The following is a 19,161-nucleotide window of genomic DNA, read 5'->3' on the forward strand; positions in this document are numbered from 1 at the left end:
TGAGTTTATGTGGGCGATCGCTAGTAGGGGCGCAAGGCCTTGCGCCCCTACGAACGGTGTGGTTCAATACATGAAAACTGGTGTAATTTGTTTGACGCAGAGGCGCAGATAGTAAAAGTTTGAGACAAGTTTTTGCGATTTATGCGGGGTAAAAGACCAATGTTCGGAGTTCGATGCTTTCTCGTGGAGGAGCGTTAGCTGGGCTAGTGGGGTCTTCAAAGGCTGTATGGGCGGCAAAACGGGCGTATCCGTCTTCTGCGGAGTCGAAACATTTGATAAATAGTGCTTCGTCTCTGTGCATTTGCGGGAAGTAGAACCATTTATGTTTGGAGTTATACGTGACTCCGTATGTCTCACCAACCCGATCGCGGTACACAAGATCGCCAGCTACAAGGTCTGTGGATGCGATACTTTGAGCGTCGCACAGTGCTAAGGGTGACTCTTGGATTGGTTGTGCGATCGCTCGCCAAACATTGATGATGGCAAATCGTTGTTTTAGTAACGTATCAATATTATCATCATCTATACCTCGCGCTGCTAGTTCCAAACGGGCGCGAGTATAGCCAGATTTGGCGGTGAAGTCGTTGTGTACGCGTTTGGCGGGTTCTTTAATATTATTCTCACCTGGCTTTGACTGACCAGCGTTACGCAAGGTGTGATCGAATATGACTACCTTAGTTCCGCCTGTCACCTCTTTTAACAATTGCTCGGCTTCTGGATAGTAGACGCGGCGTACTTCGTCTTCATCGTAAAAGTTGCGGACATTAGTATTATGTCTAGTAAAGGCGAATCCTTCTCGATCTAACGAGATGTTCTCTGAGATAGAACGAGCATTGTAAATTGGCAGTTTGTACGTCTGATAAGTTGCATTCGTGCGGGGAATCCCGGCTGGCGGTTCATAAGTATAGTTAACGGGTTTTTCTGCCGTTGGAATCAGGTAACTGAGGTTGGCCTCTACGGATGGCAGATCCAGGGAAATCGGTCTGTCTATAACTTGGTTATTTAAGCTCATAGGTTATCCCATTTTGGATTTTGGTTAATTTCTGTGAATCCATACGTCTTATTTTTGAGATGCACCAACGGGAACAGGTTCACCGAGAACTTTGGCGAATCTTTGCAAATAGAAGTCCACAGGGTTTGCTACTGCTTGGATTGAGGAGCGATCGCCTACCAAATTCCACCATGTCTGCAAACGAGGTGTTTCTGCTGGTAATGTGAATTTGCGGAAGTGTTCTAAGAGTGGTAAACGTTCAAACCAAGGATAGAAGCTGATATCAACTAGGCTAAACTGATCTCCTAACAAGTAATCACCTTTGCCTAATCCTTCCTGTTCAATATATAAAAGTGCTTCTGTGAACTCTTTTCGTCCTTGTTCTTGTTCGGTGCTATCTTTACCACGTAAAAATTTGTTAAAAGCCGGGACAAGGCGAGTATTGGCGTAGTCTATCCAAATCCGAGCGATCGCTTTACCTGCGGGATCGCGGGGAAACAAAGGTGGTTCTGGAAAAACTTCATCTAGATATTCATTGATAATGGCGGACTCATAAATTTCAACATCCCCATGTTTGATCGCCGGAACTTTACCATAGCGCGAAATCTGCGTGTACCCATCTGGTTTATTTTGTAAGTCAATTTCTATCGGGGTGAAGTCAATACCTTTTTCTAGTAAGACTACACGAGTCCGTTGAGAGAAAGTAGAGGCTTTGGCGAAGTACAGTTGTATGTTACTCATGAAATTTTTTCCTTGTAATAATCGTGGATGCAGACTATTTGAGATTGCACAACTCAAACTAAAGCAATAAGACAAAAGCGAGATGTGTTGATTAGTGCAGTTAAATAATTGACTGGCAGGTATCTATGTCAGCTAAATGTTATATTACACTTTATCGGTCGATTTAACGTAGTATGTATATTGTACAGTCTTTCTGAAAATATGTATATCTAATTATTGGTGTAACTAAATAAATATCTAGACATAATCAGGCTTGTCAAAAAGAGGTATTATATGTACTCGAAAGCTGACTCTAATAGACAAATCCGTCTTGGCTTGCTAGTACCCGCAGGTAACACCACGTTTGAGCCTGACTTTCACTCTGCTTTTTCCAGTCAAGTCAGTATTCATAGCCATCGTGTGGTTGCTCAACGCTCACACGCATTTGAGAGCTATGAATCAATGGATGACATCAATGAAGAAGCTGTTAAAGAAGTAGAAAAATTAGCTAGAGCCAGGGTACATTTTGGAGCATACGGCTTCACAACAGCAACATTTTACCGAGGGCGAATTTTTGCCGAACAATTAGAGCAACGTTTGACACAGGTGTTAGGAGTACCTGTTGTTGTGCCTGCTCTGGCTCTATTAGAAGCGTTGGCATATCTAAAGATTAAGAAAATTTCTGTAGTCACTCCTTATCCAGAATGGAATAACCAAACCCTAAAAACGTTTTTGAGTAAAGCGCCTTTTGAAATAGTGGCGTTTAAAGGTGATGAACGGTCAAAAGAAGTAGCAAAAAAGAATTACCTTTGGCATCAGTTACCCAATGAAGCCGCAACTTTTATCAAAGATGCATCTCACAAAGATGCAGATGCTATTGTCTTGCCCTGTACGGCATGGAGAACATTTGAGGTAATTGAGGAATTAGAAGCAGATTTAAAGATTCCTGTCGTTACAGCAAATCAAGCCACAATATGGAGTTTAGCAAGGCGTGCTTCTATTGAATCTGCACTTTGTCCGAGAGGAAAACTGTTTGCTATTTAGTCACAGAGGTTTTCATAGTTCAAACCAAATCTGTGTTTACAACTTAGTTCCAAATGCTGAGAGTCTTACCTAGCAAGAGAGAAGGAATCAATATTAATGGCACATCTGTTTGAACCATTTAAGATAAACCTAGACTAAATACGATGTACATAGAGAATGAATTCATTGGAGTAATTATTTGATGTTGGTGTAGATTAAAACAATCTCTGAATACTGAATTAATGTTCTAGTAGAGTTTCACCCCTTGTTTATAAGCATCTACAAAACTCCTGTAGTCATATTCGACTTGAGTTGCATAGTCCACTGCAAAGTTAAAAATTTCGTCTTTGAATACAGCTTTATTACCACTCACAATATCAGTCACTTCTTTGTCAACGCTGACAGGAATAATCGCAGCATCGTAGTCTCGATCGGAGATTGCATGGTTTTTGGCAACCACCCTCCCTGCGTATCCCATCGCATCCATGAATTTTGACTTGCTGGTTAACAACTTATAGTCAAAGTCCACTTGGTAAGGTGATTTTTCACGCACCATAAAGGAGATGTCACTAACAGTAGTATAGCCAACTAAGGGATCGAGATTGGATAACATCGCTTTCGTAGTGATTGTCACCCTTGCCCCTTCTTGGTTTCCGTAGACTGAACTCGGTAGCAAACCTGGAACTGCGATCGCCTCCGGCGGGCGGAACGCCATCGCAACTGCGCTACTGCCTTCCTGCTTCATCTCTAAAATGCGATCGTCGTCGGTTGCTGAACTTGGTCCCTCAATCAGCAAGTAATATCGGTACTTCCCAAGACTACCAACACCTGAACCTAATTTAAGCCGAATGTCCTTGAGGGTATAGTAACTGTCGTTGTAGCGCTTACTGATAGGAATTGAGGTGATGTAGCTGCTCATAGCCCCAGCAATGTCAGAATAGGTGCTGCTAGATACAGGCTGGAGATTTGAGACTGTCTTGAAGACGCGATTGTTACTGTTATTTAGCACCGTGTACTGTTTTAAAAACTTAGAACGGCTCTTCTCTGATGCCTTTTGAATTAAATCTTTGACCACACCGTTTGTATTGCTGGGTTGTAAACGGTACGACAGTTCATCATTGCTTCCCTTAAAGTCGTTCATCTTATTGAGGTAAGCATCCAAGAAATTTCGCACAACATCCTCAGCATCAGTTGAATTAAGACCATTCTCTTTAGCTACCAACAAAATGGAGACTACCATCCGTCGCAAGTCCCAAACGTAAGGGCCAAGATAGCCTTCATCAAAGTCGGTGGTGTCAAAAACGTTGTTGTCTTTGCTATCTCTGATCGCTCCAAGATTTTGCAGATGCATATCTCCTTCTAACCAGATGGCTGAGGTTGAAGAGTTTACAAATTCTGAATTTGGTAAGGTCTGCATATCACGATAAAAAATGTGAGCCGTCCCCCGGTAAAAGGTGAAAGGGCTATCTTTAGCTGTCATCTTTTGCATCTTCGTTGCCAGTTCTTGAGGTAATTGAGAAGCAAAAGGATGATTATATTGGTAAATTTCATTCACTACCCAAGTTGAACGGGGAGTTGCAGCTTGAACTGGAGATGCAAACCCCAAAATTAAAGTTAAGACAAATACGACGATTGCAGATATGTGTTTAGGCATGATAGTTTCTTAGGCGTAAAAAAACTCTTGTGTAGAGAGGATCATTCAACAACAGTTTTTTAGCACCTTCAGCCATAGTTCACAAAGCGATTTAAGGCACAACGCAACAACTATTCACTCTCAAGTATTGAGGGGATTCAAAAAGGTAAAATTATAAAGAATCGTTACAACATAATCATGTCAGCTATCCAAACAACTGTAGTTCTTGCCATGACGGCCGATGGAAAAATTAGTGCCGTAGATCCGAAAGCGCCCCGTGAACCCGATGTAGTCGATCAAGCACACTTGGAATATCAAGCCTCCCTTGCCGATCTATTGCTGGTAGGAGCAGGGACAATTCGGGCTGAGGGGGGAACCTTTACAATTCGCGATCGCGAACTGTTGGCAGCACGTGAGGTTCGCGGTCAGTCTCCTCAGCCGATTACTTGTGTTGTTTCAGGTTCCCTTAACTTATCGCCGGACTTGCCTTTTTTGAGTCAAGACATTGAGCGATGGATATTTACCACACGGACTGCTTTAGAGAGCAGTTCTGATACAACAACCTTGCAAAAACTGGCTGAATTAATTGATTTGGGAGATACAGACCTGGACTGGGATCGGGCCTACACCTTGATGGCAGAGCGGGGTATTCACAAAGTCGTTGCTTTGGGAGGTGGTTCTTTAACAGCTGCTCTAGTTAAGGCAGGGCGAATTGACGATTGGTGGTTGACTATTTGGCCGATCATTTTTGGGGGAAAGCACGCCCCTAGCCCAGTGGAGGGAGAGGGTTTTCTTCCCAATGCTGCTCCTCATCTAGAACTCATAGAAACTCGTCAGGTTGGAAGTGAGTTGTTTTTACACTACCGCACAGTCAAGTGAAAACGAACTGCCAGAATTCAGCACTATGAGCATTGGTATTAAAAAGCAGGGGAGCAGGGGAGCAAGGGTGCAGGGGAGCAGGGGTGCAGGGGAGCAGAGGAGAGTTGCAGTAAGCTTTTCCCCTCTGCGCCTCTGCCCCTTGCCTCCTGCCTCGCATCAACCAGGGGGCCAATCCAACTGCCGTCCTCCCAAAATATGCAAATGTAAGTGATGGACTGTTTGACCGCCGTCATCACCAGCATTGATGACAACTCGATAACCATTTTTTAATCCAGCTTCTTCTGCAACACGTTTAGCAGTTAACAAAAGATGCCCCAACACAGCATGATCCTCAGATTCAGCCTCAGCTAGTGTCGCAATGGGTTTTTTGGGAATGACGAGGATGTGAACGGGTGCTTGGGGATGGATGTCTTTGAATGCTAGGGCTAAATTATCCTCGTAAACAATATCAGCGGGAATTTCCCGACGAATGATTTTGCTGAAAATCGTTTCTGTACTTTCACTCATGCCAATCTACCTACTAATCTGCTAGAGATTTTATATTAAGTCCGCCTAATTACTTATCACTGACAAAATTTGATTGTGCGGGTATACGCCCAATACTTTTCGGATAAACCCAACAATCTCTTTTTTGGTCTAGTAGTCTGCCAACCCAAAAATGCTAAGTGAGGACTCTTGATTGGGGAAAGGGAAAAGGGTAAGGGATTTAAACCCTTTACCCATTCCCCCTGCCCCTTATCCCCAGAGGGGACCCCACCTTCCCCTTTACCCCGCCAAGTGAACTTGGCGAACTACTAGGGGAAAGGTTAATGGGTTTGCGGGTAAAGGTAAATTCAAACCTTTTCCCTTTCCCCTTTCCCCCAAAACCCGAAAAGTATTGGGTATACCCCTATTTACTGTTCGGTTAGGTTTTTTCAGGTAAAAGTTATGAAAAAACCTGCTAATCTTTTAAAAAGACTAGCAGGTATGGCTTATCATCAATCGGAGCGGCGGGATTCGAACCCACGACCTCCACTACCCCAAAGTGGCGCGCTACCAAGCTGCGCTACGCCCCGGTCAGAATTCCTATCATATAGCAAAACTGTAGGATAATCAAGAGGCAATTTTAAAAAACCTTAAGCATCCCACTAGCTTGCAGTAAATCTGGAACAGCAGAAGCATTCCATTTACCTTCTACACATCGCCCTGTATTCAAGATGAAGCGCAGACTGTAATCATCAGGATAGCCTTCCACTTCCATCCATAATAAATCGCTTTCGGCTTCACAAGTAATTTTTTCCTCTTCCATCAATTCAGTTGCGAGTTGCTTCATGGTGTCTGCTAGCTGTGCTAGTAGTCGACAAAAATCATTTAACTCGGCTTCGGTTAACTCAATTGCCCAATCATCTGTACCGACTAAACCTTTAAACTCAGATGTATCGGGGTTCCAGCCAATACGCCAACCCAATCCGGTTTTGACAACGCGTTCCATAAAAAGTGAGGAGTGAGGAGTTAAGAGTTAGGAGTTATTAATTTACAACTTATAACTCTTCTATTACTTAAGTAGTTCAGCACCTCCTCGTTGTGGTGGCTGTGGGGTAGTTGATGTAGTTGGACTGGGAGCGGTGTTGGAGTTAGGGGGTACGGTGTTTTGGGAAGTAGGATTAAATATATTGACTAAGACTTGTACTAGGGCATCTCGTTGGCTGCGGGTGAGACTCTTGATGGCTTTGCGATCGCCTTCTATCGGATTTTTCTGTAGTGCATCATTTCCTGGATAAGTAGTATCATACATAATTTCGTTCGCACCCAGGTAATCAGCTAAAGTCAGCTTCCAATCTAAGCGATAAATTGGGGCACGCCCTTTGGTATAAATGTGATATCTAATTAGACGATTTGCTAAGGTGTTGCTTTCGGCAACTTTCCCATTTTCTTTACTGATATACTTATTTTCCCGTGGGAAATCTGGCAATTGCTGATACACTAGCTGCCAAACATCGGTAGGCGTGATTCTCTGGGCAGAAGCAGGTTGGATACTAAATAAATTTCTATGTATTGATTTATCCGCCCCTGAACCCAAAACAATTACACCGATTACCATTAAGGTAAGGAGTAGTGGTGTTAGGGGATAGTTCAGTTTGAGCCAGTGCTTAGTTGCGAGTTTTGAGAAAATTGATTTAAACAGAAATTTTTTCTTTTTCATAGAACAATATTTTGGGCGTTGCTGAGTGAAAATATGAATTTGCCTGATTCAGAATTCAGCACTCAGCACTCAGCACTAAATCTTATAGTTCGCCGATAATTTCTGGTTGAGTCAATTCATCGGACATTTCGATAATTGCCCTTAGCACTGGCTTCATCATCGCATCTTCGTTACTTTCAAAGTCTTCGTAACGACGACGTTTAGCACGATTTGCTACCTGAACCGTAATGCGGTATCGATTTGAGGCTGCACTAATCAGATCCTCAGCACGGTGCATGATCTGAGATTGAGTTGTCTCGAACTTAGAGCGCTTTAGCATAATCAGTGGTTCTTGGGGTCATTCTCCAGTGTAACAGTACTAAATCAGTCTGCTGCCGTCTGTTAAATCGCCAGCAACCTCTCTATTGATAGAGGCTAAGATATTTTAGTCACTTTATAAGTAACTTGTAGTATTAAATAACGCACCCTCATGGCTGACCTTGTGGAAACTGCGATCGCAGCGGGTAATTTCAATACCCTAATAGAGGCTGCTAAAGCTGTAAATTTCATAGAAACTTTGAAAAGCCCTGGTTCTTTCACGCTCTTTGCACCAACTGACGAAGCTTTTGCCAATCTGCCAGAGGGAACTTTAGACTCGCTACTACAAGATATCCCTAAGCTCCAGAAAATTGTGGCGTATCATATCGCTAGTGGGGATGTTAGGTCTGATGATTTGGTACAGATTAACGAGGCAGAGACGCTTGAAGGGTCAATTGTAGCCATTGAATCTGTCGGCGGTAAATTTAAGGTAAATAACGCCAATGTCGTCAAAACAGATATTCTGGCAGACAATGGCGTGATCCACGTTATTGATGCGGTGTTGATGCCTGCAATGGTGGCGGGGAAGTAAGGGCAGAGGGGCAGAGGTGCAGAGGGGCAGAGGTGCAAAGGGGCAGAGGGGCAGAGGGGAAAAGCTTAAGCTTACTGCAACTTCTCCCCTGCTCCCCTGCTCCCCTGCCCCTTGTCCCCTCATTCCCTACTCCCCACTCCCAGAATGCAGCCACTGCGTGCAGGAATAGTCAATGACAACTGCTGAGTTTCTCCTTCAGCATTCCACTCAACTTCAGCAGTGCCATATAAAAGCTTGTTGGGTTGAGTACGCAAAGTGGGGACATCTGCATTTGCTGTTGCCGAACTTGTACCAGCGTTGATGGCAATTATTAATTCTTCTGCCCCCAAAGTTCGCGCAAAGATATAAAGTTGCCCTTGAGCAAAGAGAACTTGGTAATCACCTGTACGCAAGGCTGGGTAAGTGTGGCGGAGGGCAATTAACTGGCGGTGAGTATTAAAAATTTCTTGATTCCAGTTACTCTCTAAAGGAAAACCACGACGTGAGTCGGGATCTATAGCACCAGGTAAACCAACTTCATCACCATAGTAGATGCTGGGGGCGCCGGGAAAGGTGAGTAACAGTAGAGTTGACAATTCTATACTGGCTATATCGCCGCCTGCAATGGTCATCAATCGGGCTGTATCGTGACTTGCGAGCAAATTGAGTTGAGTTAGCTGAATTTCCCAAGGGTAAAGTTGCAGTACTTCTTGGATTTTGGTGGCGTACTCGGCAGCAAATAAGGGTGGATAAGGTTGATAGTCGCGGCTTTGGACTTGTTCTAAGACTACGCGATCGCCTGCCGCAAATGCAATTGTCGGCCCAGCAAATAGATAATTCATCACGCCGTCAAATTGCGTCCCATCCAACCACTGGCGGGAATCTCCCCAGACTTCGCCCACAATATAAGCTTCGGGATTAATGGCTTTAACGCGATCGCGAAATTCTTGCCAAAAACCAGGAGTCTTGATTTCAAATGGTACATCCAATCGCCAACCGTCAATGCCGAATTTAATCCAATATTCGGCAATTTCCATAATGTATTCTCGTACTTCTGGATTGTCGTGGTTAAATTCTGGCAAGGCCCGATTTCCCGCCCACCCCACGTAGTTGGCAGGAAATTCTCCATTATATGGTGAAAGGGGCCAGCCTTCTATTTTGAACCAATTTACCCAAGGAGAATGGGGGCCATTTTCTAAAACGTCGTGGAAAAAGAAAAAGCCCCGGCTGGAATGGTTAAACACTCCATCCAGAACAACTTTGATATTCCGTTGATGGGCTGCATCGAGCAATTCCTGAAAAGCTTCGTTGCCCCCTAACATCGGGTCAACTTGATAATAATCGTGGGTATGATAGCGATGATTACTGGCGGATTGAAAAATGGGTGTGAAATAAATCGCGTTAATCCCTAAATTCTGGATGTAATCTAAATCCTCCATAATGCCCCATAAATCGCCGCCTTTATAGCCTTGGAGTGTTGGCATAGAGTCCCAATCTTCCCAACGGGCTTCTTGCAATAACCGTTTGCGCGGCTGTTTGCTTCTGGCAAAACGATCTGGGAAAATTTGGTAGAAAACAGCGTGCTTCACCCAGTCTGGTGTTTGAATTTGCATGAATAACTTTTTGTATGTTTAGAAGTGATCGTTGCAAATATTAGCTTCTTTATGGTTCTTACTTATGATAGAGAATCTGTTATTTCTCAGTATTTATTAGTGATTTAGCCTTTTTCATCCTGTTTTATACGCAAATGTTATCAGTCTTAACTATTTTGACTACAATTTGTTTTAGTTTTTAACAGTTCAGCTAGATAGACTAGTCACTGATTGCATTCTGATTCCTGAATTATTCTTTAAGAAATTTATTTATTACTTAATTATTCTTAATTTTATTTTCCTCACTTTGTCCGTAATGATTTAAGCAGACAATGGATTAGTTTAATAGGTTCATAAAAATTACCTATTACTCCAATCTTAGGTAATTCTTAGATGCAACCGATCAAAGATGTCTTATGAACCACAGAAAATCACTATGAGGGATACGTAATTCCAGAATATGAGTTATGAATTAGCAATTGTCTTAGGAATAACTCCCACCTCCTAAGCTTATTTGATGTTATCTATAAAATAAATAGATAACTATAGTCGCATCAAATAATCGAACCTAAACAAATACATAGCCTGCGTTAATGCTAGAGCGACTTATCCTGCTAGAATCACTACTTTATTGACAGCAACTCAATTTAATTTAAGGTAAAAATGAGACACGAAAAACTTTCTCCTGGACTACTTTTGGCATATCGAGACTATCAAAATGAAGGAGATCAAGCTTTAGTTACACATAAGCGATCGCTTGGCATCATTGCCCACAAAAGCCCAGTCAAGCCCACCAAGAGCGTTGTTTTTATCTACTGCGACCCTGATGCAGACTTAAGTTATTTATCACAATATAATATTGAAGTCAATCAAAACTCTGGGAGTGTGCGGACAGCTTTCTTACCCATAGAGAGTTTAGATGTCTTATCTGAAGAAGATGTGATTCAGCGGATTAAGCCATCACGCAAACTTCATTTGAGGATGGACACTGCAATGGGAACAGTCAAATTGCCGGAATTTAAGAATCAAACCGGACTGACTGGAAAAGGAGTAATTATCGGCATTATAGACAGTGGCATCGATCCGAAACACCCCGCCTTTGCTGGACGAATTTTACACATTTGGGATCAAACATTGCCAGGGCCAGGAGTCACAGAGGGCAGCTATGGGGCTGAATTTAGCGGAGCGCAACTGACAGTTTCTCAGGATACTGGCGGTCATGGTACCCACGTCGCTGGCATTGCCGCTGGTGCTGATGCTAGTTATGGCGGTGTCGCACCAGAAGCAGAATTAGTTGTCGTTAGGTCAGATTTACAGGATGCCCACATTGCAGATGGTGTGCGTTATATTTTCCGAGTTGCTAGAGAGTTGGGACGCCCAGCAGTGGTAAATCTCAGCTTGGGCGGACACGCTGATGCCCATGATGGTAGCGATTCCTTATCCAAAGTTATCGATGCCGAAACTGGCCCTGGAAGAATTGTTTGCTGTGCTGCGGGTAATGAAGGAAACGATAACATTCATGGACAAGCGACCATACCCAGTGGACGCACTCGTGGTATGCGCTTTAATGTCCCTTTGAATCAAGTAGGCATAGTTTGGTTAAACGCTTGGTATGCCAAAGACAGCGAATTGGAAGTATCTGTGCGGAGTCCTAACGGTTTTGTCACCCCCTTTCAAAAAATCATTACTGACGGTAATCCCGCCCAAGATTACCAGTTACCAGATGCACGGGTGCAATTAGCGACACCAGCACCAGACCAAGCCAACGGCGACCATAATTTCTTTGTGCAAATACGCGGTATTGGCCCGTCGCAAGTTATGGGAGGTATTTGGCAGCTGCGAGTCCGCAACACTTCTTCAACTGACACATGTTTAAATGTGTGGACACTAGATGATAGCTCATCAGTGTTTTTCACTGGTAAAAGTGTGAAAGATGCATTAAAAATTGGTTCGCCGGGAGCCGCCAGCAGTGCAATTACAGTTGCCGCCTATACTACTAAAACCAAATACACAGATATTGACGGCCAAGTGCGAGAAATGGGCTTAGAATTGGATACTATTTCGGAATTCAGTAGTGAAGGGCCTCTACGCACTGATGGGAAGAAGCCCGATGTAGCAGCACCAGGAGCGATGATTATTTCTACACTTTCCGCAGATGCAAATTTTGACCGCTCATCGATGATTAATTCCAAGTTTGTGGTTCAGGCTGGTACAAGTATGGCGACACCGTTCGTAAGTGGGTTAGTAGCACTACTGTTGCAGCGAGATCCTAAACTCGATCCGGCTGCTGTGAAAGACTTGCTACGTAAAAATAGTGCAATTCCTGGCAAACCCGCAGGCACATTTGATGACAAATGGGGCTATGGAGTGATTAACGCAGCTAATCTGTAATTAGACTGAGAGACGCGATATATTGAACACTATAGATATATCGTGTCTCTTTAGGGTTATAAAGGCGATCGCTCGATGTACCCTGTAAGTTAATATACGTAACAAAATAATAAAATTATTCTTAACTGTTCAAATAATTTTTAATTTTATTTGTATATTTCTAACTTAGAGTAGTAAATTTTATAAAAAACTTTCATAATTAATATCAATGGTTAAACTTCGCGTTCGAGAACTAGCACAAGAAAAGGTTTACCATTTACTTAGTCTGACTTCAGGAGTTTCTGAAGAAGCTATTCGGACTTATGCAACTCAGACTACTGATGATTTTAAAAAAATTTCTATAGCCCTAAATTGGCCTGTAACTGAACCTGGTGTTACTCAAGTATTTCAAATGTTAGATCCTGTCAAAGCTAAAGATATGGCTGTTGATTTACTGGGTACAGCTTCTGATATTTCTCCAGATGATATTCAGAAGTATGCCAATGAAAATACAGATTTTAATATTACAGAAAAAATAGAGGATTTGAAAAAAATTGCCAAAGCGTTAGATGTAGAGACAGTAGAATTAGTAAAGCCTAGAGAGACAAGGGAAGGCGTAAGACTCAAGCTCAATGAACTAGCTCAAGACAAACAAATATCTCTTAAAGAGTTGGCAAACCAGTCTCAAGTCGATTTTTCTATTATTTGTTTTTATAGTTCACAGCCTATTGAAAATAAAAAATTAACACAAGAGCCATTTCATACTAATCTCAGTAAAATCAGTGTAGCTTTAAATTGCAGTTTGGAAGATTTGCAACATAAAGAAAAAGTAGATTTACCTCCAACTATGCTGCGAGTTCAAGAATTTTTGGAGGTGACAGATTTAAATATAAAAGATTTGAGCTTGCTAACTGGAGTCAATAGTGAGTTTATAGATTTGATTGCCACGAATCCTATAGACCTAAGAAACATACCAAGTTGGGGAGAGGAAAAAGTAATATGTGAAATAATATGTAAATTTTTGCATTGCACCTGTAATTAATTTATCGTGACTTTATCAGTGGAATTTTATCAACAAGACATTCGTAATAATCAATATACAGAAAAGATTTTAACCAAGAGCAAATTCCAAAATGCACTTGCAGGACAAAAGCTTATTCAAAAAATACTAATAGGTATTTTTAGTATTGTCGTAGCTGCTTTCCTTAGTATAGTAATGCTTCTGGCGGGCGGAATATTGACGGCTATACCTAGTAATTTCAACATTAGTCATTTTAATTTAATAGAAATTACTGCAATTATTTTGTATAGCATAGCATTAATAATATTTGTAGTTCGCAGTGACGAGGTAGTATTATCTACTGTTATCTTGATAGTTATCGGAGTTGTTATTCATATTTGTTTTGAGGCAAAGCACAAGACTACTGGAATAGGATTCTGGCTATTATGTCTAGGTTTGAGTATAACTTTTGCGTGGGTTAGTGCAACTACTACAGCATTATTTATAACCATTAGTTTTATCTACTGTGGAGTTATAGGTGAATTCCTAGCTATTATGGGATATGGGCTGATTGCTGAAGCTATAATTATGGGTGTGTCAAAAATTTTACCAGAGCTAAAGTATGGCGATCGTTTTATAATTAGAATTGCAGCGATTCCGGTTATATTAGCAGCCGCACTGATTGCACAAAAAGCAATTAGAGGATCTTTTAAATTGAGATTGATTAAGGAAGTAGCTGTATTCTGGACATCAATAGGTGGAACGTCTTTTTATAAAGCAGATTTAACAGATGCTTGTTTTGATAGCGCACATTTGCCCCATACAGATTTTAGAGAAGCTAATTTAACTCGTACTAGCTTTGAAGATGTAACTGGATTAGAATTTTCTCGTCTCCAAGGAACGATACTAGAAAATCCAAAAGTGAGAAAACTGCTAGTAAAGAAAATAGGCAATAATGAAGATTATACAGTTGCCAATTTCAATGGTGCTAATTTAAAAAAAGCTGACTTGACAGGGGCAATTTTGAGCGGAATAACTGCTTTAGATACTGATTTTTCTGAAGCAACTTTGAGTGGTGCTTGTATTCAAGAATGGAATATTAATAAAAATACCCGCTTTACAAGGGTGAAATGTTCACACGTTTATTTAAAATGTACTAAACAAGGCGATCGCATTATTCTTTCAGAACGGAAGCCAGACAGTGGCGAGTTTCAAGACGGTGACTTTGAAAAATGGATCGATAAATTACAAGAGACAGTAGATGTAATTTTGCGAGATGGGTTTAATTTGCGGGCTTTTGGCATTTCGCTTGCTAAAGCTGCTCAAGAGCATGAAGGATTAGACTTTTCTCGTTATAGTATTGAAAATAAAGGTGGAGGCATATTTGTTGGCAAGGTAGGTGTATCTCCACAAGCTGACAAACCTGCTATTCACCAAACAATTACAAATTACTATTATAACGAATTATATATTCAAGGTGAAAAAGCAAATATATTACTAAATCCAGCAGCAGAAGTTGAAATCATGGAAAGCAATAATCAAAATATTAATGCAGATGGAAATGTCGATATGTCTAGCGGTAATAATATTACCGTAGGTGGCAATGTCACAAACTCTAACTTGACACTTGCAGATGCAAACAGTCAAGTTAGTAATTCGATTCAACAGCTTAGAGATATTAGTACTGATACTAGCGGTGAGTTAGCAAAGATTTTAAGCACTTTGCAAAAATCCATCAATGATGAACCTGCCCTTTCTGAAAATCAAAAAAAAGAGGCGCTAGAAGCTGTAGAAACCATAGCAGAAGAAGGGAAAAAACCATCAGGAGAACGAGGAAATAAACTCTGCTCAATGGCTCTCAATGCTCTTAAAGGTATAGCATCTGCTGTTACGGATGCTAGTAAACTAGCCGAAGTCTTCAAAACTTATTTGCCTACTCTTGCAAACATACTGGGCATTTAGGTTCTGAAGAAAGCTCAACAGCTAACAGATAATAGCACTAAATCTGTAATTGGACGTAGAAATTCATGCATTAAGTCTGTAGAAAGATAGGTAATGAAAACTCATAAATTTGATAAATTGGTCTTAGGATAGGCTAAAAATTGCCCGCCCTTTTACAAAGGAATTGGTGATGAATTATCAAAAGCTAGATGCTGCACTTGCTACAGCGCTGAATGATACTCAAAACTTAGAGGAACCGAGTTTGGGGGTTTTCATCCATACAGAACCAATTTTAGACTCGGCAGCGATCGCTCTTTTAGAAAGTTTAGGCATTAGCGGTGGTAGCAATGGCAAAGATATTTTCACAGCAACACTTTCACCAAATGCCATTTCACAGTTATCAGAGCAACCTTGGGTGATGAGTCTGAAGCGATCACAACAACTGCGTTTGGTAAATCAGAGGAAAAGTTTAGGTAGCTTCAGTGCTTGATATGATGTGATATTCCAAAAACAATTCTCTGTTAATTTTTCGGGTATAGCGATCGCACTTACTTCTCCTCAAACCAATTAATACAAATGTTCTATCTTTTCTCCTTATCAGCCTCACTATCCATCATCAGTAGCATTCTGTAAAATTCATCCCTAAGAATCAGACGATCCCCCTTACCTGTGGTGGCAGACAGTCCTAAACTGAGAGTGAGAGTTGAAAGGCAGTCGGGAGAAATTTTGTGAAAAAAGTATTATCAATCATCCTTGGTGGTGGCGCGGGTACTCGGCTTTACCCGCTAACCAAACTACGCGCTAAACCAGCAGTACCAGTAGCGGGGAAGTACCGCTTAATCGATATCCCTGTTAGTAACTGTATCAATTCCGAAATATTCAAAATCTACGTCCTGACACAATTCAACTCAGCTTCCCTGAATCGTCACATCGCCCGTACCTACAACTTTACTGGTTTCAATGAAGGCTTTGTGGAAGTGCTAGCTGCACAACAAACACCAGAAAACCCTAACTGGTTCCAAGGTACAGCCGATGCTGTACGTCAGTACTTATGGTTAATGGAAGAATGGGATGTAGAAGAATATCTAATTCTCTCAGGCGATCACCTCTACCGCATGGATTATCGCGACTTTATCCAGCGCCATAGGGAAACGGGGGCTGATATTACTCTCTCAGTCATCCCCATCGATGAGCGCCGCGCCTCAGATTTTGGCTTGATGAAAATTGACGATTCTGGTAGAGTAATAGATTTTAGCGAAAAACCCAAAGGTGAAGCGTTAACCCAAATGCAGGTTGATACAAGCGTACTGGGATTATCAAAAGAACAAGCCCAGCAACAACCTTACATCGCCTCAATGGGGATTTATGTCTTTAAAAAAGATGTTTTGTTCAAGTTGTTGAGAGAAGGAATAGAAAGGACTGATTTCGGTAAAGAAATTATTCCTGATGCCTCTAAAGATTACAACGTTCAAGCTTATCTTTTTGATGACTATTGGGAAGATATTGGAACAATCGAAGCATTTTATCATGCAAATCTAGCGCTGACTCAGCAGCCCCAGCCACCTTTTAGTTTCTACGATGAGAAAGCACCAATTTATACCCGCGCTCGATACTTACCTCCGAGTAAACTATTAGATTGCCAGATCACAGAATCAATTATCGGCGAAGGTTGCATTTTGAAAAATTGCCGCATTCAACATTCAGTTTTGGGAGTGCGATCGCGAATTGAATCTGGTTGTGTTATCGAAGAGTCCCTTCTCATGGGTGCAGATTTTTACCAAGCTTCTGTAGAACGCCAATGCAACGTAGAAAAAGGTGATATACCTGTAGGTATTGGTACTGACTCGATTATTCGCGGTGCCATCATTGATAAAAATGCCAGTATCGGTCACGATGTCAAAATTATCAATAAAGATAACGTGCAAGAAGCCGACCGAGAAAGTCAAGGTTTCTACATCCGTAGTGGCATCGTTGTCGTACTGAAAAATGCTGTAATTCCTGATGGAACAATCATTTAATAGTTGTGAGTGCTGAGTTGTGAGTGCTGAGTTGTGAGTGCTGAGTTATGAGTTATAAGTTATGAGTTATAAGTTATGAATAAAACTTCTAATCACTCTTCACTCCTAACTTCTAACTCCTCACTCTTAACTTCTTACTCAGCACGGGCTAAACGCCCCGCTTCCGCTAACAGCACTCAGCACTCAGCACTAATTTTGCTGATTGGTCTTCCAGGTAGCGGTAAGTCAACTTTGGCAAAACAATTACTGGCAGAATGCCCCCAAATGGCTCTAATTTCTACAGATGCCATTCGGGGGCAATTGTTCGGTTCCCAAGCTGTTCAAGGATCGTGGCTACTGATTTGGCGCGAAATTGAGCGGCAATTTCAACAAGCTATTTCCACAACTAATACAGCTGTTTTTGATGCCACCAATGCCCAGCGCCGCCATCGTCGTGAAGTCATTGCTTTCGCCCGTAACTTGGGCTTTACCCACATTAGGGGAATTTGGGTGGATACACCAGTTTGGCTGTGTTTGGCACGGAATAAAAGGCGATCGCGCCAAGTTCCAGAAGAAATTATTTTGCGGATGCACCGTCAACTCCGGGATGCTCCCCCAAGTCGGGAAGAAGGATTAGACAGCCTCAGCCGCTTATCAGAAAAATCGGAGTACGGGAATTGCGATTCCTTGATGAGCGAGAACCACACTTGATTTTCTATATTTTTTGTTAATTTGAAATCAGATTCATTTTGTTTGGCACTATACCAGGCAAATTCAATATCTCTCATCTTAAAAAAAAACATAACGGGAATTTCTATAGGAGGCTGGTAGATGGCTGCAACCGACTTCAAGGACTATTACGCTATTTTGGGAGTCAGCAAGACTGCCAGTTCAGAGGAAATTAAACAAGCCTTTCGTAAACTAGCCCGCAAATACCATCCTGATGTCAACCCAAACAACAAGCAGGCAGAGGCACGCTTCAAAGAAGTTAGCGAAGCCTACGAAGTTGTGTCAGATCCAGATAAACGCAAAAAGTATGACCAATTTGGTCAATATTGGAAACAAGCTGGTGAAGGTTTCCCATCTGGCGGTGCTGGCCCAGATATGGGTAACTTTGACTTCACTCAATACGGCAATTTTGATGAGTTCATTAATGAGTTGCTAGGACGCTTTGGTGGTTCTCCCCCTCGTGGTGCGGGTGCGGGGCGCCAAAGTCACGCCCGAAGTCAGTCTTACCGCACTTCTCCAGGTACCTCAACTCATTTTAGCAGCAGCTTTAACGATTTTGGGTTTCAAGATGGAGGTGCGGGTAGTACCCAGGATAGTGAAGCTGCGATCGCTCTAACTTTTGCTGAAGCATTTAATGGTGTGAAAAAACGCTTCAGTTTAGGTAATGAAACAATAGATGTCAACATCCCATCTGGGGCTAAAACTGGTACTCGCCTACGGGTGCGGGGCAAAGGTCAAATCAACCCCATGACTCAACAACGGGGGGATTTATACTTAAAAGTTGAACTTCAGCCGCACACGTTCTTCCAAATGGAAGGCGATAACTTGGTATGCGAAGTGCCAATCACACCAGATGAAGCGACTCTGGGAGCATCTATTGATGTACCCACTCCCGATGGTTCAGTGAATGTCAAACTACCAGCAGGAGTGCGTTCTGGTCAATCTCTACGTTTACGTGGCAAAGGCTGGCCCCTTCCCAAAGGTGGACGAGGCGATCAGTTAGTGAAAGTGGCGATCGTTCCACCAAAAGACCTCAGCCAACAAGAGCGGGAATATTATGAAAAAATCCGGGCTATACGTACTTATAATCCCCGTAGTCATTTGAACCAATTTAGGCTTTAAAAAGCAAAAAGAGAATCCCCATAATTAAAATCTCGTCATTACCCACATTTTGGTAACAGTCGAAGTATTATGCTAAACCACATCCTGTCTATAACTTAAGTTCTGGGGCTTTGA

Annotated in this window: 18 protein-coding genes and 1 tRNA gene; 10 read left to right on the forward strand and 9 right to left on the reverse strand. The window is 42.0% G+C overall.

Annotated elements, in window-relative coordinates; all coding sequences use genetic code 11:
• Positions 1-139: 139 nt before the first annotated feature.
• Positions 140-1,012, reverse strand: a complete 873-nt coding sequence (locus RMY27_RS24215) for a CmcJ/NvfI family oxidoreductase (RefSeq protein WP_322667431.1) — start codon at positions 1,010-1,012, stop codon at positions 140-142.
• Positions 1,013-1,060: 48 nt separating this feature from the next.
• On the reverse strand, positions 1,061-1,732 hold the full coding sequence (locus RMY27_RS24220) for a glutathione S-transferase family protein (RefSeq protein ID WP_322667432.1): 672 nt from the start codon (positions 1,730-1,732) through the stop codon (positions 1,061-1,063).
• 273 nt (positions 1,733-2,005) lie between these two features.
• Between RMY27_RS24220 and RMY27_RS24225 the strand changes: the two genes are divergently transcribed.
• Positions 2,006-2,755: an aspartate/glutamate racemase family protein gene (locus RMY27_RS24225; RefSeq protein ID WP_322667433.1), complete on the forward strand. Its 750-nt coding sequence runs from the start codon at positions 2,006-2,008 to the stop codon at positions 2,753-2,755.
• 226 nt (positions 2,756-2,981) lie between these two features.
• Here the strand turns inward: RMY27_RS24225 and RMY27_RS24230 are convergent, their stop codons facing one another.
• On the reverse strand, positions 2,982-4,388 hold the full coding sequence (locus RMY27_RS24230) for a DUF2252 domain-containing protein (protein ID WP_322667434.1): 1,407 nt from the start codon (positions 4,386-4,388) through the stop codon (positions 2,982-2,984).
• Positions 4,389-4,565: 177 nt separating this feature from the next.
• Here RMY27_RS24230 and RMY27_RS24235 point away from each other — a divergent pair, with 177 nt between their 5' ends.
• Positions 4,566-5,246 carry a RibD family protein gene (locus RMY27_RS24235; protein ID WP_322667435.1) on the forward strand — a complete coding sequence of 227 codons (681 nt, stop codon included), beginning with the start codon at positions 4,566-4,568 and terminating at the stop codon, positions 5,244-5,246.
• Between the two features lie 156 nt (positions 5,247-5,402).
• Here the strand turns inward: RMY27_RS24235 and RMY27_RS24240 are convergent, their stop codons facing one another.
• The 5 genes from RMY27_RS24240 to RMY27_RS24260 form a co-directional block, all read right to left on the reverse strand.
• Positions 5,403-5,753 (reverse strand): histidine triad nucleotide-binding protein, encoded by a 351-nt coding sequence (locus RMY27_RS24240; protein WP_322667436.1) that lies wholly within the window; start codon positions 5,751-5,753, stop codon positions 5,403-5,405.
• A 474-nt stretch (positions 5,754-6,227) separates the two neighbouring features.
• Positions 6,228-6,301 (reverse strand) — tRNA-Pro (locus RMY27_RS24245).
• 50 nt (positions 6,302-6,351) lie between these two features.
• The gene (locus RMY27_RS24250) at positions 6,352-6,717 is read right to left on the reverse strand and encodes a DUF1818 family protein (protein WP_322667437.1); all 366 of its coding nucleotides are present in this window, start codon (positions 6,715-6,717) and stop codon (positions 6,352-6,354) included.
• Positions 6,718-6,780: 63 nt separating this feature from the next.
• Entirely contained in the window at positions 6,781-7,326 is a 546-nt protein-coding gene (locus RMY27_RS24255) for a hypothetical protein (protein ID WP_322667459.1), read from the reverse strand.
• Positions 7,327-7,510: 184 nt separating this feature from the next.
• Entirely contained in the window at positions 7,511-7,747 is a 237-nt protein-coding gene (locus tag RMY27_RS24260) for a DNA-directed RNA polymerase subunit omega (protein WP_094351515.1), read from the reverse strand.
• A gap of 150 nt (positions 7,748-7,897) precedes the next feature.
• On the opposite strand from RMY27_RS24260, the gene RMY27_RS24265 reads away from it, so the two are divergent.
• On the forward strand, positions 7,898-8,317 hold the full coding sequence (locus RMY27_RS24265; protein ID WP_322667438.1) for a fasciclin domain-containing protein: 420 nt from the start codon (positions 7,898-7,900) through the stop codon (positions 8,315-8,317).
• A gap of 119 nt (positions 8,318-8,436) precedes the next feature.
• Here RMY27_RS24265 and RMY27_RS24270 read toward each other — a convergent pair whose 3' ends face one another.
• Positions 8,437-9,909, reverse strand: coding sequence for a glycoside hydrolase family 13 protein (locus tag RMY27_RS24270; protein WP_322667439.1), 1,473 nt, complete (start codon positions 9,907-9,909; stop codon positions 8,437-8,439).
• A gap of 642 nt (positions 9,910-10,551) precedes the next feature.
• On the opposite strand from RMY27_RS24270, the gene RMY27_RS24275 reads away from it, so the two are divergent.
• From RMY27_RS24275 to RMY27_RS24305, 7 genes are all read left to right on the forward strand, one after another.
• Entirely contained in the window at positions 10,552-12,279 is a 1,728-nt protein-coding gene (locus tag RMY27_RS24275) for a S8 family serine peptidase (RefSeq protein ID WP_322667440.1), read from the forward strand.
• Positions 12,280-12,487: 208 nt separating this feature from the next.
• Positions 12,488-13,300 carry a hypothetical protein gene (locus RMY27_RS24280; protein ID WP_322667441.1) on the forward strand — a complete coding sequence of 271 codons (813 nt, stop codon included), beginning with the start codon at positions 12,488-12,490 and terminating at the stop codon, positions 13,298-13,300.
• Positions 13,301-13,306: 6 nt separating this feature from the next.
• Positions 13,307-15,220 (forward strand): pentapeptide repeat-containing protein, encoded by a 1,914-nt coding sequence (locus tag RMY27_RS24285; protein WP_322667442.1) that lies wholly within the window; start codon positions 13,307-13,309, stop codon positions 15,218-15,220.
• A gap of 169 nt (positions 15,221-15,389) precedes the next feature.
• A complete protein-coding gene (locus RMY27_RS24290; protein WP_322667443.1) occupies positions 15,390-15,689 on the forward strand; it encodes a hypothetical protein in 300 nt (99 codons plus the stop codon).
• A gap of 238 nt (positions 15,690-15,927) precedes the next feature.
• On the forward strand, positions 15,928-17,217 hold the full coding sequence (locus RMY27_RS24295) for a glucose-1-phosphate adenylyltransferase (protein WP_322667444.1): 1,290 nt from the start codon (positions 15,928-15,930) through the stop codon (positions 17,215-17,217).
• A 75-nt stretch (positions 17,218-17,292) separates the two neighbouring features.
• The gene (locus tag RMY27_RS24300) at positions 17,293-17,907 is read left to right on the forward strand and encodes an AAA family ATPase (RefSeq protein ID WP_322667445.1); all 615 of its coding nucleotides are present in this window, start codon (positions 17,293-17,295) and stop codon (positions 17,905-17,907) included.
• Between the two features lie 120 nt (positions 17,908-18,027).
• Complete coding sequence (locus RMY27_RS24305; protein WP_322667446.1) at positions 18,028-19,047, forward strand: DnaJ C-terminal domain-containing protein; 1,020 nt, start codon at positions 18,028-18,030, stop codon at positions 19,045-19,047.
• Positions 19,048-19,161 lie beyond the last annotated feature (114 nt).

Origin of the sequence: Nostoc sp. DedQUE09, assembly GCF_034530915.1 — a bacterium.
In the GTDB taxonomy this organism is placed as follows: Bacteria; Cyanobacteriota; Cyanobacteriia; order Cyanobacteriales; family Nostocaceae; genus Nostoc.